The organism is Pseudomonas fjordensis, from assembly GCF_976987115.1.
In genome coordinates this window covers 303,975-319,362 of record NZ_OZ336860.1, presented here as the reverse complement: position 1 = coordinate 319,362, position 15,388 = coordinate 303,975, and the positions used below count along the sequence as shown (strand labels likewise).

At 58.5% G+C, this 15,388-nt stretch carries 16 protein-coding genes; 9 read left to right on the top strand and 7 right to left on the bottom strand.

What is annotated here, in order from left to right; translation table 11 throughout:
• Positions 1-73: 73 nt before the first annotated feature.
• Together ACWHXD_RS01330 and ACWHXD_RS01325 are read right to left on the bottom strand one after the other, a co-directional pair.
• Positions 74-505: an acyl-CoA thioesterase gene (locus ACWHXD_RS01330; protein WP_032894109.1), complete on the bottom strand. Its 432-nt coding sequence runs from the start codon at positions 503-505 to the stop codon at positions 74-76.
• A 12-nt stretch (positions 506-517) separates the two neighbouring features.
• The gene (locus ACWHXD_RS01325; RefSeq protein WP_138761756.1) at positions 518-2,455 is read right to left on the bottom strand and encodes a RecQ family ATP-dependent DNA helicase; all 1,938 of its coding nucleotides are present in this window, start codon (positions 2,453-2,455) and stop codon (positions 518-520) included.
• Positions 2,456-2,720: 265 nt separating this feature from the next.
• Here ACWHXD_RS01325 and ACWHXD_RS01320 point away from each other — a divergent pair, with 265 nt between their 5' ends.
• The 5 genes from ACWHXD_RS01320 to ACWHXD_RS01300 all read left to right on the top strand — a co-directional run bounded on the left by ACWHXD_RS01320 (position 2,721) and on the right by ACWHXD_RS01300 (position 6,149).
• Entirely contained in the window at positions 2,721-2,891 is a 171-nt protein-coding gene (locus tag ACWHXD_RS01320; RefSeq protein ID WP_003187692.1) for a YhfG family protein, read from the top strand.
• Positions 2,891-3,490, top strand: coding sequence for a putative adenosine monophosphate-protein transferase Fic (locus ACWHXD_RS01315; RefSeq protein ID WP_098949826.1), 600 nt, complete (start codon positions 2,891-2,893; stop codon positions 3,488-3,490). The genes ACWHXD_RS01320 and ACWHXD_RS01315 overlap by 1 nt, the downstream gene beginning before the upstream one ends.
• A 170-nt stretch (positions 3,491-3,660) precedes the next feature.
• Entirely contained in the window at positions 3,661-3,984 is a 324-nt protein-coding gene (locus ACWHXD_RS01310) for a hypothetical protein (protein ID WP_098949827.1), read from the top strand.
• Between the two features lie 754 nt (positions 3,985-4,738).
• Positions 4,739-5,095 carry a DUF1493 family protein gene (locus ACWHXD_RS01305; RefSeq protein ID WP_138761757.1) on the top strand — a complete coding sequence of 119 codons (357 nt, stop codon included), beginning with the start codon at positions 4,739-4,741 and terminating at the stop codon, positions 5,093-5,095.
• A 190-nt stretch (positions 5,096-5,285) separates the two neighbouring features.
• The gene (locus ACWHXD_RS01300) at positions 5,286-6,149 is read left to right on the top strand and encodes an EamA family transporter (RefSeq protein ID WP_238344541.1); all 864 of its coding nucleotides are present in this window, start codon (positions 5,286-5,288) and stop codon (positions 6,147-6,149) included.
• Between the two features lie 59 nt (positions 6,150-6,208).
• Here ACWHXD_RS01300 and ACWHXD_RS01295 read toward each other — a convergent pair whose 3' ends face one another.
• Positions 6,209-7,750, bottom strand: a complete 1,542-nt coding sequence (locus ACWHXD_RS01295; protein ID WP_005783824.1) for a phosphoenolpyruvate carboxykinase — start codon at positions 7,748-7,750, stop codon at positions 6,209-6,211.
• Between the two features lie 179 nt (positions 7,751-7,929).
• Complete coding sequence (gene hslO / locus ACWHXD_RS01290) at positions 7,930-8,832, bottom strand: Hsp33 family molecular chaperone HslO (RefSeq protein WP_032894116.1); 903 nt, start codon at positions 8,830-8,832, stop codon at positions 7,930-7,932.
• Positions 8,833-8,956: 124 nt separating this feature from the next.
• Between hslO and ACWHXD_RS01285 the strand changes: the two genes are divergently transcribed.
• Positions 8,957-9,760, top strand: a complete 804-nt coding sequence (locus ACWHXD_RS01285; protein WP_138761758.1) for a phosphatase PAP2 family protein — start codon at positions 8,957-8,959, stop codon at positions 9,758-9,760.
• Positions 9,761-9,835: 75 nt separating this feature from the next.
• Here the strand turns inward: ACWHXD_RS01285 and ACWHXD_RS01280 are convergent, their stop codons facing one another.
• A complete protein-coding gene (locus tag ACWHXD_RS01280) occupies positions 9,836-10,243 on the bottom strand; it encodes an RNA-binding S4 domain-containing protein (RefSeq protein ID WP_056782615.1) in 408 nt (135 codons plus the stop codon).
• Between the two features lie 116 nt (positions 10,244-10,359).
• Between ACWHXD_RS01280 and rimA the strand changes: the two genes are divergently transcribed.
• From rimA to rimK, 3 genes are read left to right on the top strand one after another with little or no spacing between them, the layout of a single operon-like run.
• A complete protein-coding gene (rimA, locus tag ACWHXD_RS01275; RefSeq protein WP_032894119.1) occupies positions 10,360-11,139 on the top strand; it encodes a S6 modification regulatory phosphodiesterase RimA in 780 nt (259 codons plus the stop codon).
• Positions 11,140-11,152: 13 nt separating this feature from the next.
• Positions 11,153-11,635, top strand: a complete 483-nt coding sequence (gene rimB, locus ACWHXD_RS01270; RefSeq protein ID WP_003187676.1) for a retropepsin-like aspartic endopeptidase RimB — start codon at positions 11,153-11,155, stop codon at positions 11,633-11,635.
• Positions 11,632-12,537, top strand: a complete 906-nt coding sequence (gene rimK, locus ACWHXD_RS01265; RefSeq protein WP_003187674.1) for a 30S ribosomal protein S6--L-glutamate ligase — start codon at positions 11,632-11,634, stop codon at positions 12,535-12,537. The genes rimB and rimK overlap by 4 nt, the downstream gene beginning before the upstream one ends.
• 607 nt (positions 12,538-13,144) lie before the next feature.
• Here the strand turns inward: rimK and ACWHXD_RS01260 are convergent.
• A complete protein-coding gene (locus ACWHXD_RS01260) occupies positions 13,145-14,458 on the bottom strand; it encodes an ATP-binding protein (protein ID WP_003187671.1) in 1,314 nt (437 codons plus the stop codon).
• 117 nt (positions 14,459-14,575) lie between these two features.
• On the bottom strand, positions 14,576-15,316 hold the full coding sequence (ompR, locus tag ACWHXD_RS01255; protein ID WP_003187669.1) for an osmolarity response regulator transcription factor OmpR: 741 nt from the start codon (positions 15,314-15,316) through the stop codon (positions 14,576-14,578).
• Between the last annotated feature and the right edge of the window lie 72 nt (positions 15,317-15,388).

Below are 15,388 nucleotides of genomic sequence, written 5' to 3'. Positions count from 1 at the left end.
GGTATTGCCTGATACTGCGCCATCGCGGGCAAGCCCGGCTCCCACATTTGGCATGGGTTGCTTGCAGGTGCCCTCAAACCACCAAGCGCTGCATCGCCTCGCGCAACATCCCCGGAATCGGCACTGGCTGGTTCGACGCTCGGTCCACAAACACATGGACAAAGCGCCCCGCGGCACACGCCTCCTGCTCGCCCGCCTTGAATACCGCCAGCTCATACTGCACCGAGCTATTGCCCAGCTTGCCTACCCGCAGGCCGATTTCAATGCGCTCAGGGAAAGCAATCGAGGCGAAGTAATCGCAGGCCGAACTCACCACAAACCCCACCACCTCACCGTCATGAATATCCAGCCCGCCCTGTTCGATCAGGTAGGTATTAACGGCTGTGTCGAAGAAGCTGTAGTAGGTGACGTTATTCACATGGCCGTAGGCATCGTTGTCGTGCCAACGCGTGGTGATCGGCTGGAAGTGGCGGTAATCGTCGCGCACAGGCGTTGAGTCAGGCATCGGCAAGTCTCGTCAAAGTTGATCCAATTGAGCATGGGCCCAGTCGCGCACCTCGGCGTAGGGGTAATCTTCCAGCGCAGCAAAACCCGGAATGCCTCGCGCCTTCAACTTGGTAAACAACGGTACGCTGATACCGCCAAGAAAACGCGTCAGACGCTCCGCATTCGGCAAGTCCCCCGTGTGCTCATGATGCCTGTGGATAAAATCACCGCACAGCCCCATGAAGTTTTTATCCACAAGCGACGGCAGGCTCGGCGGTGCCGGCAGATGGGCAACCTGGCCGTGGCACACCGAACAATGCCCGCAACGCTGGGGCGCATTTTCATCACCAAAGTAGCGCGCCAGGCGTTGCCCTAGGCAGTGCTCGGTGGCAAACAGGTCGAGCATGGCGTGAATTCGCGCGACCTCCGTCACCTCATGCTGCTTGAAGCCTGTGTATAACTCGGCGCTCAACAGCTGCGGGTCGAAATCGGTGTCGAGCAAACTGTAGACCTCAGTCATCTGCTTGCTTTCGAGTTCGATCAGGCCCTGCTCCTGAAAATAATCCAGCGCCTTCACCACCCGGCTACGTTCGGCATTGTGCTGTTGATAAAGCGCATCGAAATCCACCGTCGCCCAGGTTTTAGCGCGCTTGCATACCTGGATGATCGCCGCAACAAACTGCTGCCGTTCGCCAGAAAAGCGCGCCAGCAAGGCCTCGGGCTCGATCAGGTATTTGAAACGGTATTCCGCATAAAACGCATAGCGCGGCGCGATCACGCCCTTGAGTTCCAACTGCACCAGGAGCGTCTTGAGCGGCAGCTCGCGAATATTGCTGTGGTCCGACAGCGACCTGAGCAGGAACTCCCACTGGCCTTCGCTACGCGCCGCCTGCAACTCCTCGAGTACACGACGAATGCCTTCCTGCTCCGGCGTGTCACCGTACACGAAGTTTTCCAGCACATTGAGGCTGTCGCGATTGGCCAACACCAGGCAATCCGATGGCTGCCCGTCACGCCCTGCGCGGCCGATCTCCTGGCTGTAGTTCTCGATGGACTTGGGCAAGTCGAAGTGCACGACATTGCGGATGTCACTCTTGTCGATGCCCATGCCAAACGCGATGGTTGCGACAATGCAATTGGAGCGCCCGCCCATGAAACGCTGCTGGATGCCTTCGCGCTTTTCGTGGGGCAGCCCCGCGTGATAAGCCTCGGCCTGAATACCGTGGCGGTTCAGATGCTCGGCAATCTGCTCGGCGGTTTTCTGCAAGGTGACGTAGACGATACTCGGCTGGTTGGCCCGCGCTTTCATCCACTCCACCAGCCTGCGGCGTTTGTCGTGGCCGCTGACCGGTTCCACCAGCAGGTTGAGGTTGGAGCGATAGAAGCCCGTGGTCACTACATCTTCGGCAGCAATGGCGAACTTGGCCTGCATGTCGGCGATCACCTTGGGCGTGGCCGTGGCCGTCAGCAATAGCGCCTGCGGGATGTTGAACAGGCGCTGGTAGTCCGGCAGTTTCAAATAATCCGGGCGGAAGTTGTGGCCCCATTCGGAAATACAGTGCGCCTCGTCCACCACCAGCAACGAGATCTGCACGCTGTTCAGGAAATTACGGAAACGCTCGTTCTTCAAACGCTCCACGGAAATCATCAGGATCTTGAGCTCGCCCGATCGCGCACGGGCCATGACATCATTGGCCTCATCACGGCTCTGGGCCGAATCGATACTGCCCGCCGAAATGCCATGGCGCTGCAGGAAACCCAACTGGTCCTGCATCAATGCCAGCAACGGCGACACCACCAGCGTCAGGTGCGGCAGCAACACGGCCGACAGCTGGTAACACAAGGATTTGCCCGACCCCGTAGGGAAAATGGCGGCGGCAGAACGCCCAGCCAGCACGGCGCTGACCGTCTCTTCCTGGCCCAAGCGAAAGTGTGGGTAACCAAAGACCTGCTGGAGGGTGTCGTGCATAAGGCTGTCACTCCATTGACCGCTGAACGTGGCTTAAAAACGTAGCCCAGTAAGTTCGGCGAATCGAGAAAGGTCGCAAGGAAAAAAGAGACAGGATGATACACAGGCAAAGGATGGCCCTGGGCCGGAGAGGAGGATTCCGAAAATTTACACTGAATTAAGATCGTCGACGGGATTCTATACAGGTTACGACGTGGTTTTTATCCTGCCTTCGCCCTGACGCATTGCGCTACAATCAAGCCTTGCTTTCCAAGAGGACGCAGCGATGAGCGAACTGACGTTTGAGCAAAAACAGGATCACTATCACAAGATCCGCCGTTCCAATTACCTGGCCAGCCTGCGCCTGGAAGGGTTCGATACCCAACCGACCGACGTCGACAAACCCCTGCCGACACGCGAAGCCGTTCTTGCCAAGTACCGCAACACCTCACGCTGATGCTCGACAAATACGGGGTGGGCCAGGACCCGTACTGCTATCCCGGTAGCAGCATCCTGCGCAACCGCCTCGATTTGCTCGATGAAGCACGCCTGCACCAGGCCGAGCGGGAATTATCCGAAATCGCCGTAGGCAACCTTCCACTCTTTCCGCCGCCCTACGACCTTGATCGTCTGCAACACATTCACCGCATCCTGTTCGGTGACATTTATGACTGGGCCGGCGAACTGCGCAGCGTCAACATCCAGAAAGGCGACACGCTGTTTTGCACCCCAGAGCGTATTCCACCAGAGGCGGCGAAAATCGTCCGGCATATGCAAGACGCCAATTGGTATGTTGGTGCGACTCAGGCTGACCTTGTGCGTCAAATCGCTGAAGCTTATGGCGACCTGAATGTCATTCATCCCTTCCGCGAGGGAAATGGCCGGGCGCAGCGGATCCTGTTTGAACAGATCATCGTGAATGCGGGGTTTTCGGTGAATTGGTGGCTGGTAAAACATGCGGCCTGGATACCCGCGAATATTGATGCAGTGGCGTGTGACTATCGGGGATTGGAAGCGATTTTTGAGCGTTGTATCAGCAAGCCTCTCAGTGTCTGATCGAACCGCGAACGATTAAACCATCTGTTTATTGCCCGAGAACAAACTCACTTCTAAGGTTGGGCTCGTCGCTGCCAATTCAGCGACCGGGCTTGGTCACCCGAAAAACAGCAGAGACAACGTGCCAGCTCTTCTGGCGTATTTCTTTGAATCTGTATTGGAACACTGTGATGACAAAGCCGAACCTTCCCACCAATCGCTATCGTCAGTTACGCACTAACTTCACCGACACCCACCCTCTTCTCATAGACACCGAAGCCAAAGCCGAAGACATCCAATCCGCCGCCCACCAGCGTATCCGCGCCGCCAGCGACTTATTGGAAACCTTCTCTTGCCTGACCTTCGAACACGCCGACCTCAAAGACATATCCCACATCATCAATGCGCTGTACCTGCTCGTTCAGGACGGCTGTGATTTGCTGGAAGCTACGCAACACGTACAACTGCAACCAGCGACCGACCAGCCACCACACAGCAATCCGCTACACAGCTAAACCTGTGGGAGCTGGCTTGCCTGCGATGGCGGCGTATCAGGCTATACCGCCATCGCGGGCAAGCCCTAATACTCGTAGGAGCGAGTTTGCTCGCGAAAAACTACCAAGCACCGCGTTTATCCAGGAAGCACGCGTTACCGTTGACGTTTTTCGCGAGCAAGCTCGCTCCTACAAAAAGCCGGCGCCCACATTTGCTCGGTTCAGCCGGCAGAATCGGTATCAAGTCATAAAATGCAGGAAGGCATTGTAAGAAACCAAAAAACGGCGCGTCGTCCGTTTCCCAAACTGCCTCAAACAGTGTCTCGCCCCTCTACAGAAAAGCCCTTTGCCTGGACGACACTAGCCCCTTCTCCCAACGCGCTCGGCATAATTTTGTGACCATCGAAAGGACTCAACACATCAGCCACTATGGCATCACCTTCGCAGTGATTCGCCTTGGTACTGGTAAACCGGGATTGCCAGGTGGCTGGTGCTATGAATGAATGAATACATTCAGTGGATCAATTTGCTGCTCTTCTTAATACTGGCCGCTGTCATTGATAGAACAATAAGGTTGCCCCTACTCAGAAAATGGCTCGGGCTCTGCCTATTGATAACCGGTCCAACACTTCTGTTGTATGCCACGTCCTGGATCATAGGGGCACAGCTTGAAAGTCTGCCGATAGTCGCCTTTGTGACAGGCATCGGGTTGCTGAGCACCTCGAATATCTATCGCAGGGTAAAAAACACTCACCCCTTGATGATTGCCCCCACCATGAACCTTTCTCCCAACTTCCCCGAAGACCCTGTCATGCAGCAACTTATGCAATTGCTGCATGAAGAAATCGACTTGCCAAAACACAAGACCATTAGCCTGCATACCTCACTGAACTTCGACCTCGGGTGCGATGGCGTTGAGGCCAAGCAATTTATGGAGGCGCTGGAACAGGATTTCGGGGTCGACCTGGGTGACTACGATGCCTATCGTTACTTCCAGCCGCCGGTGTTCGACGTGTTCCTGAAGCGTCGCGCCAAGGGCCGTGGCGACAAGATTCCGTTGACCATCGGCATGCTCTACCTGGCGATCAAGAACCATAGCTGGGACACGCAAACGCTGGAAAACCTGAGCTGACTCCAATGAAGATTTTTTTGTAGGAGCGAGCTTGCTCGCGAAAAACTCACAGGCGCCGCGTTTATTCAGGAAGCACGCGTTATCGTTGACGTTTTTCGCGAGCAAGCTCGCTCCTACAGTATTAGGGCAAGCCCCTCCCACATTGGATCTGCGCTAATCTGGCGAGCCGTGTAAATAACAAGGACTGTCAATGGACGTAACAATGGGCCTGCTGGCCGCCCTGCTATGGGGTGGCACGGACTTTCTGGTGGGCCTCAACGCCCGCGCCGTTGGCGTTAAACGCGCGGTGTATTTCGGCCAAGCCCTCGGCTTTTTGATCATGACCTTCCTGCTGGTCATTTTCCCGGCCTTCCTTTTCAAATCCCTTGATGCGCCATTCAGCGTCTGGCTCCTGGGCATCGCAGCCGCTCTGCTGACAGTGTCCGGCGCCCTTGCGCTGTCCAAAGCCTTTGCCTTGGGCAAAGCGGCCATCGTCGCGCCGCTGGTGACGTCCTATGGAGTGGTGACCACCCTGCTCTCCTGGGCCAGCGGTGAGCACATCAGCCTGGTACAACTGGGTTGCATCGCTTTGTGCGTGATCGGCGTTGTGCTGTCCAGCATTCACAAGGACAACGGTACGCCCCACAACAACCCGCGCCTGTCGATTGCCTACGCCATGTTCGCCGCAGCCTTGTATGGCACCAGTTTCTGGCTGCAAGGCCGCTACACACTGCCGGCGTTGGGGCCGATCAGCATGTTGTGGCTCGGCTACCTGGTGGGCCTGTGCGTGCTGGTGGTGATGGTGCTGAAGATCAAGGATGGCCTGAAGATCCCGCCGCTGAAAAACTGCGCGACGTTGACCGGGGCGAGCTTGATGAATCTCGGCGGGTTCTCGGCATTTTCGTGGGGCGCGATGGCCGGCTCGGTGTCGGTGGTGACCGTGATCAGTACGCTGTCGGGAGGCATTGCGGCGATTCTGGGGTTCGTGTTTTTCAAGGAACGATTGTCAGCGGTGCAGGTGGCAGGCGTCGTGCTGGTGCTGGTCGGTGCAGTGGTACTGCACATCGCCGACTAATCGTTCGCGCATAAAAAAGCCGCCTACTTAAGAGGCGGCTTTTTTACAACCAGCGAATCTTACAACTTAGGACCCGCCGCCTTGATCGCATCGCTGACTTCAAACTTCTTGAAGTTTTCGATGAACAGGCCAGCCAGCGCCTTCGCGGCTTCGTCGTAGGCAGCCTTGTCAGCCCAGGTGTTGCGTGGGTTCAACAGGCCGGTTTCAACGCCCGGTACGGCCAATGGCACGTCGAGGTTGATGGTGTCCAGGTGTTCGGTTTGCGCACCGATCAACGCGCCGCTCTGGATCGCTGCAATCACGCCGCGAGTGGTCGGGATGTTGAAGCGTTTACCAACGCCGTAGCCGCCGCCGGTCCAGCCAGTGTTGACCAGGTAGACCTTGGAGCCGAAACCACGGATGCGCTTGATCAGAAGCTCTGCGTACTCACCGGCCGGGCGTGGGAAGAACGGCGCGCCGAAGCAGGTGGAGAACGTCGACTTGATGCCGCTGCCCGAACCCATTTCGGTCGAACCCACCAGAGCGGTGTAGCCGGACAGGAAGTGGTAGGCCGCTTGTTCTTCGCTGAGGATCGACACAGGCGGCAGTACGCCGGTCAGGTCGCAGGTCAGGAAGATCACCGCGTTTGGCTCGCCGCCCAGGTTCTTCTCGGAACGCTTGGCAACGTGCTCCAGCGGGTAGGCGGCACGGCTGTTCTGGGTCAGGCTGACGTCGGCGTAGTCGGCGTGCTTGGCCTCGTCGATCACGACGTTTTCCAGCACTGCGCCATGCTTGATGGCTTTCCAGATAACCGGCTCGTTCTTCTCGGACAGGTCGATGCACTTGGCGTAGCAACCGCCTTCGATGTTGAACACCACGCCTTCGCCCCAGCCGTGCTCGTCGTCACCGATCAGGTAACGGCTTTCGTCGGCCGACAGGGTGGTCTTGCCAGTGCCGGACAGGCCGAAGAACAGGGTCACGTCGCCTGCTTCGCCGATGTTGGCGGCGCAGTGCATTGGCAGCACGTCGGCAGCCGGCAGCAGGAAGTTCTGCACCGAGAACATGGCTTTTTTCATTTCACCGGCGTAACGCATGCCGGCAATCAGTACTTTTTTCTGGGCGAAGTTGAGGATCACGCAACCGTCGGAGTTGGTGCCGTCACGCTCTGGCACGCACTCGAAGTTGGCCACGTTGAGCACTTGCCACTCTTCACGACCGGCCGGGTTGTACTGGGCCGGGTTGATGAACAGGCAACGACCGAACAGGTTCTGCCAGGCAGTCTGGGTGGTCATTTTCACGGCCAGGTAGTGGTCTTCTGCAGCCCCTACGTGAACATGGGAAACGAAATGCTCTTGCGCGTTGTTGAAGGCCTCGACGCGAGCCCACAGGGCATCGAACTTGTCGGCCGGGAACTTGCGGTTGATCGGGCCCCAGGCAATGGCGTCCTGGGTGGAAGGCTCTTCAACGATGAAACGGTCAACCGGCGAACGACCGGTGCGGTGACCGGTTTCTACGACCAGCGCGCCAGTATCGGCAAGCACGCCTTCACCGCGCTGCAGGGCTTCTTTGACCAGATCGTCAACACTCAGATCGGTGTATACGGCGTTATTGGCTTGCGTCATGAGGTTCCCCGTCGGCCTATGGCCGAGTGCTCCAAACGTTTTGTAGTAGAAAGTTGCGCACTACTACCGCGAAAAAAGTGGGCCGGATTATGCCAGAAAAGCCCAAAAAGAGTAGGGCCCTCCCGTCAGAACACCTCTAATCCGGCGTTTGTCAGGTGATTTACCTGTGCTTAAACGTTTTAGTGGCGGGTGTCGGAAGGGGTGTCGCTGCCTGCGCCAGCGAACAATTGCGCTACATCAGCCGCATCGAACAGGTAGCGCTGGTTGCAGAACTGGCAGTCGATCTCGATATGGCCGCCATGTTCCACCACCAGATTTTGCGCATCTTCCAGGCCCAGACTGACCAGCGCGTTGCCGGAACGCTCGCGCGAGCAGCTGCAATTGAAGCGCAGGCCTTGTGCGTCGAACAGGCGCACGGCTTCTTCGTGGTAGAGGCGGTGCAGGATGGTTTCGTTGTCCAGGCCCAGCAGTTCTTCGGCCTTCAAGGTGTCGGCCAGGGCGATGATATGCCGCCAGCTTTCGGCACGGTCATCCTCATCCTTGATGCGATCGGCCGGCAGTTGTTGCACCAGCAAACCGCGAGCGCGCTTGCCGTCGGCGTTAAGCCAGAACTTGGTGCCCACTTGCTGGGACATGACGAAGTAGTTGGTGAAGCATTCCGACAGGGTCTGGCCGTCGAGGTCGACAATACCCTGGTAGCGCTGGCCTTCGGTCGGGTCGACAGTCAGTGCCAGGACGCCGTTGGGCATCAGGTCGGCCAGGGTAGCGTCTGCAGCAATCTGGTCAGCGTCATAGCGAGCCAGGCCACGGATCTCGCGCTCGCTGGAGCACTCGATCATCAACATGGGCACCGGCCCTTCGGAACGAGCCTGCAAGATCAGCAAACCGTCGAACTTCATGGTGCCCACCAGCAGCGCCGCGGCGGCCATCAACTCGCCGAGCAATTGCGCGACCGGCTCCGGATAGGCGTGTTTAGCAAGGACTTCGGCATAGCTGAGCTCCAACGAAACCATCTCGCCGCGGGCATCGCTCTCATCGAAGATGAAGCGTTGGGTGAAGTCGGTATCCGGTAGATCAGTCATAGGTCTGGGTATCTGAAGTGATGACAAAATGATTACAAGGTTTATAAAATTAAACGCTTTAGCACCATCTTGGTGCGCCTGCTCCTGAATTCAAGGAGCGCAATAGAGCGATGAGGGACAGTTTATGAACAATCCGGGTTTGTTCCAAGCCAACTGGAACCTCCGGCGATGGGCTCTTTGCAATCTACTCGCTATCGGGCTGCTGTGTTTTTGGCTGTGGCCCACGGGCCAGATGCTCTGTGTGATTTTCGACGAGTGGCTGTTTCACCTGCTCAATGGCCCATTGGCCACGAACTCGACCTGGTTGCATGTATGGGCCGTGGCGAGCCTGCGACCGTTTGATGCAGTGGTCGGCGTGATTTTGCTGGCGCTGCTGATTCGCGGCGACTGGGTGTTCAAGGCCGTGCAGGTGCGCCAGGCGTTTTTTGGCTTCCTCGGCATCCTGCTGCTGTTGCTGTTTATCCGCATGCTGTTCTCCAAACTCGCGGCGCACATGGGCTGGCAGCACAGTAGCCCGTCGATGGTCATCAGCGGCGCGATTCAAATGAGCGACTTTTTCCCAGGGCTGGAGAAAACCTGGGAGCTGAAGGACCGCTCGAGCCAGAGCTTCCCCGGCGACCATGCTTCGGTGCTGTTGATCTGGGCGATGTTCATGAGCGTGTTCGCCCGGCGCATCGGCCAGGTGCTGGTGATCTGGGGCCTGGCGCTGCTGTTCATGATGCCGAGGCTGGTGGCCGGCGCGCACTGGGGCCAGGATGATTACATCGGCGGCGTACTGCTGGCGCTGTTGGCGTTGGGGTGGGGGTATTACACGCCGTTTGCGGCGAAGGTATCGGGCACTTTGTTGCGCATGACGGCGCCGCTTTTCGGGCTACTGAGCAAGTTGCCGGTTATTGGGCGGTTGAATGTCATACGCAAAACTGCGTAACCCCCCGCGGCTAAAAGTGGGAGCGGGCTTGCTCGCTCCCACATTTGATCGAGTTTGCATGGGCGACTCGTGTAATCAGTCGTCATTGCCGCTGCCGCGAAACTTGAACAGATCGCGGCGCTGCTTCTTGCTTGGCTTGCCATCGGTGGTCAAGCCTGAAGCGCCCGCCTTGCGCATGGCCGCAGCGTTCTCACGCTTGGCAATGCTGGCTTCGGTTTCCGCATACAGCGCCTGCGCTTCGGGCGCGCCGCGGCGCACAATGGAAAGCGCCTGTACCACGATGGTTTTTTCATCAAACCCTGTACGAATCTGAAACTCGTCGCCGACGCGCGGCTCCTTGCCCGGCTTGCAGCGCTCGCCGCGATGATGCACCTTGCCGCTCTCTATAGCCGCCTTGGCCAGGGCGCGGGTCTTGTAGAACCGGGCTGCCCACAACCACTTGTCCAACCGGACCTTCTCTTGCTCTTCCTGCTTTTGAGCCACTTGAATTCCTCGCTCTGAAAAATGTCGCAACTTTACCGTTGAATCCCTTCGACGCATAAACCCCCAGGCTCACCTAAGATACGCCAGGTAGCACCCTGTTTTCGCGAGGATACGCCGTGACCGACTTTCCCGTTTCACTCACCTCGCCCAACCAGCGGTGCGTGGGCTGCCAGCAAAGCGAGCCGCTGGGGTTCGATTTTGCGTTTGCCTACCAGCCTATCGTAGACCTGCGTGACCATTCGATATTCGCCCACGAAGCCTTGGTGCGCGGTGTCCAGGGAGAGGGCGCGCTGTCGGTGCTGGCTCAGGTCAACGAAACCAATCGCTACCGCTTCGACCAGCGCTGCCGGACCAAAGCCATCGCCGGTGCCGCTGCCTTGGGCATGCAGACTCACCTTTCCATCAACTTCATGCCCAATGCCGTATATCGCCCGGAGCTGTGTATCCGCAGCACGCTGGAGGCCGCCCGGGCGCACAATTTCCCGCTGGACCGGCTGATTTTCGAGACCCTGGAAAGCGAGCACGTAGATAACTATCGCCATTTGACGAATATTCTGCGTGAATACCGCGAATTCGGCTTCAAGACCGCCATCGACGACTTCGGTGCGGGCTATTCGGGGCTGAACCTGCTGGCCGATTTCCAACCTGATTTGATCAAGCTCGACATGGCGCTGATTCGCGATGTCGACCAGGATCGTGTCCGTCAGGTGATCGTCCGGGGGATTGTCACAATCTGTGAGCAGTTGGGGGTTACTGTCATCGCCGAGGGCATCGAAAGTGCCGGCGAGCGCGACTTCCTATCCGACTGCGGAATATTTCTGATGCAGGGTTTCTGGTTCGCCAAGCCTGCATTCAAAGCGTTGGCTGAGGTATCTCCTCAAGCCTGGGCAAATTGACCGGTTAACCCTATTGAAGACATTTGACCATTTGACCGTTGTAGGTCTGCGTGAGTGGGTGGCACTTCCCGACTTGGGAGTGGCGGGCCTGCGCGCGAAGATCGACACCGGCGCCAGCACCTCAAGCCTGCACGCCACCGATATCGAGCCCTTTGAGCGCGACGGTGAAAAGTGGGTGCGATTTACCGCGCACCTGGGCAGCGTGGTGCAATTACGTCACCGGCGCTGTGAAGCGCCCCTGGTGACGATGAAAACCATCAAGAGCTCCAACGGCCATGCACAGGTGCGCTACGTGATCAGCACCACCCTAGCCCTGGGTGATCGGGTATGGCGGGTAGAGTTCACCCTCGCCTGTCGCAAAGCCATGCGTTACCGCCTGCTGCTGGGCTCCAAGGCACTGATTGACGGCCAGTTGGTGGTCAATCCGGGCCTCAAGTACGTTCAAGACAAGCCGGTGTTCCCGGTCTCCACTATTTCTGCCCCAGGTGCTGCATGAAGATCGCTGTGCTGTCGCGAAACCCGCGTCTGTATTCCACCCGCCGCCTGGTCGAGGCCGGCACTGAACGTGGCCATGAAATGGTGGTGATCGACACGTTGCGTGCCTACATGAACATCGCCAGCCACAAGCCGCAGATCCACTACCGGGGCAAGCCCCTGGAAGGCTTTGATGCGGTGATCCCGCGTATCGGCGCTTCGGTGACGTTCTATGGCTGCGCGGTATTGCGCCAGTTTGAAATGATGGGCGTGTTTCCGCTGAATGAATCCGTGGCCATTGCGCGCTCGCGGGACAAGCTACGCTCCCTGCAACTGCTGTCGCGCCGAGGCATTGGCCTGCCGGTCACCGGTTTTGCCCACTCCCCGGATGATATTCCCGACCTGATCGAGATGGTCAACGGCGCACCGCTGGTGATCAAGGTGCTCGAAGGCACCCAGGGCATCGGCGTGGTGCTGTGTGAAACAGCAACGGCAGCGGAGTCGGTGATTGAGGCGTTCATGGGCCTCAAGCAGAACATCATGGTGCAGGAATACATCAAGGAAGCGGGCGGCGCGGACATTCGCTGCTTCGTGGTGGGCGACAAGGTGATTGCGGCCATGAAGCGCCAGGCCAAGCCCGGTGAGTTCCGCTCCAACCTGCACCGTGGCGGCAGCGCCAGCCTGATCAAGATCACCCCGGAAGAACGCATGACCGCGCTGCGTGCGGCCAAGGTGATGGGGCTGAGCGTGGCGGGCGTGGACATCCTGCGCTCCAACCATGGCCCGCTGGTGATGGAAGTAAACTCATCGCCAGGCCTGGAAGGGATCGAAACCACCACCGGTAAGGATGTGGCGGGGATCATCATTCAGCATCTGGAGAAGAACGGCGGGCCGAATATGACTCGGACCAAGGGCAAGGGCTGAATACCCACACCTACCACCCATCACAAAACACCTGTGGGAGCTGGCTTGCCTGCGATAGCGGCCTGCCAGCCGGCGGCTATCTACCTGGCGCCCCTCGGTCCCAATGTGTGTGCGGGCTTGCTCGCGAAGGCGGCCTGACAATCGACACAGTTATACCGAGTACATATCCATTCCTGCGGTAACGGCCACTTAGGGTTCCGCTCTGACAGCGGCTCACTTTTGAAAAGCGCAAAAGTAAGCAAAACGCTCTTGCCCCACCACTCGGCACCTCGCCTAGGCTCGGTGTGCCCGTAATCCGCCAGTGATTTGGGGGGCCGCCGCCACGCGCCATCCATGGCGCGGGGCGGCTAAACCGGCATCCCTGCCGGTTTACCCCCCAAATCCCTGTCGAATTCCGGCCAGCGTGGTTTAACGGGGCGCCTAAGATCAAAAGCAGATCAAGATCAAGAGCGACTCGCTTCGCATCGTAGTTACCGTCGGCTGCTACAACGTACAAAATTGTGTAGATACCTATGCTGCGATAGCGGTAGCTCAGTCAACAACGACGTTGAATGTGCCGCCCTCTTCGCAGGCAAGCCAGCTCCCACATTTGCGTTCAGATTGCTTGTTAGACAGCGTCTCTAGGCAGCATCAACCCTAGCGGCAGCCGCACCCGCGCCTCCAACCCGCCGCCTTCGCGGTTGCGCAACTCAACATTGCCGCCATGCATCGACGCAATCCGCCGCACAATCGCCAACCCCAACCCCGTGCCCTTGCCACCTCGGGCTCGGTCGCCACGGGTGAAGGGGTTGAAGATACCTTCCAGTTCCGCCGGATCGATTCCAGTGCCACGGTCCATCACGCTCAGCACCACGTAAGGTGCGGCACTGTCGCCGGAGACGTACGCGGCCACTTCCACATCGGAACCGGCATGGTGCAAGGCGTTGCCAATCAAGTTGTTCAGCAGGCGCTTCATCGACACCCGGCGTAAGGCGAACGGCTGGATCGGCTCCAGGCGCGTGCGCACCTGTTCACCGTTCTGGTTATAGGGCGCAACCACTTCACGCACGAGGTCGGTGAGGTCGACCTCCTCGACCACCTCATCCCGCCCGTCACGGATGAACGCCAGGAACTGGTCCAGGATGGCGTCCATGTCTTCGATGTCGCGCACCATGTCATCGGTGAGGTCGGTATGGTCCCCCATCAACTCCAGGGACAAGCGTAATCGCGTCAAGGGTGTGCGCAAGTCATGAGACACCCCTGCCAGCATCAACTCGCGCTCGCGCCCAGCTTGTTCGACGTCTTCCGCCATTTGGTTGAACGCGCCGTACACCTCGGTCATCTCACTAGGGGTGTCGCTGACCGGCAGGCGCACACTGCGCCCCTGGCCCAGTTGGCGAGCGGCAAACACCAGGCGTTTGAGGGGTTGGTTGAGCTGGCGGACGAAAATCCACGCAGACGCCGTTGAGAGCAAGCCAATGGCCAGGAACCAACCCAACACGTTCCAGATTTTTTGCCCGCGCAGCGGGTGCGGATAAAGCGGAACCTTGATCCACGCATCCCCCAGGCTGGGCGCTCGCACCCACAGCGCAGGCGAAACATGCATACGCAGCCGCACCTCGGTGTCGGCGCCCAATTCGGCCTGCATCTGGCGCTGGTAAATCTCGCTGTAAGGCCAATGTTGCTCGCCTTCAGGCACACCGGCGCCGTCAACCCGGGTCAGGGTCGATGCCTTGGCTACTTTTTCGCGGTTCTCAGGGTCTACCGCCCAATAACCACGCAACGTCAGGGCGACGCCATGGCTGTACTGCCGGTCTACCAGCACGTCTTCGTTCATCAGCAGATAAACCAGCGTGAGTGCCTTGGAAAACAGAACGACAATAAGCACCAGCCAGAGGGTGCGGGAGAAGAAACTTTGTGGGAACCACAGCGGGGTTTTCATAGATGAAAGCTGCACACCTTGCAGGAACGAGCGGTGCTCGCAGAATTGCAGACGCCGGGCATCCCGTCGACCTTCATGGGGTCAGACGCCAGGATACCCGCCCCTGCAAATCATCGGTCACTTGGTTGCGGTGCCATCCGGCACAAACACATAACCCACACCCCACACGGTCTGGATATACCGCGGCTTGGACGGGTCTGGCTCGATCATCCGGCGCAGTCGGGAAATCTGCACATCAATGGAGCGCTCCAGGGCGTCCCATTCCCGGCCACGGGCCAGGTTCATCAGCTTGTCACGGGTCAGCGGTTGGCGAGCGTTCATCACCAAGGCCTTGAGCACTGCGAATTCACCTGTGGTGAGCATGTGCACTTCTTCACCGCGCTTGAGCTCACGGGTGGCCAGCGACAGTTCGTAGTCGCCAAAGGTGACGCTTTCGTCTTCGCTACCCGGTGCGCCCGGTACCGCCGGCGCCTGGCGACGCAACACGGCCTTGACCCGCGCCATCAGCTCATCGGGGTTGAACGGTTTGGCCAGGTAGTCATCAGCACCCAGTTCCAGGCCTTTGATACGGCTCAGCTCATCGCCCTTGGCGGTGAGCATGATGATCGGGATCTGGTTGTTCGCACCGCGCAGGCGCTTGCACGCGGTGAGGCCGTCTTCGCCGGGCAGCATCAGGTCGAGTACGACCAGGTTGAAGACTTCACGCCCTAACAGGCGATCCATCTGCTCGGTGTTCGGCACCGCGCGGGCACGATAGCCCTTGGAGTTGAAAAAACGCTCCAGCAGGCTGCTCAGCCCCGGATCGTCATCAACGATGAGAATTTTTTCGCCTTCAGCAGTTTGTGCGGTGCTGCTCATTGGATGCTCCTCTTATCTCGGCGCGCATTATGGCGTAGCTGCCGTTATACGCACCGTGTGCATTGTTAGCAG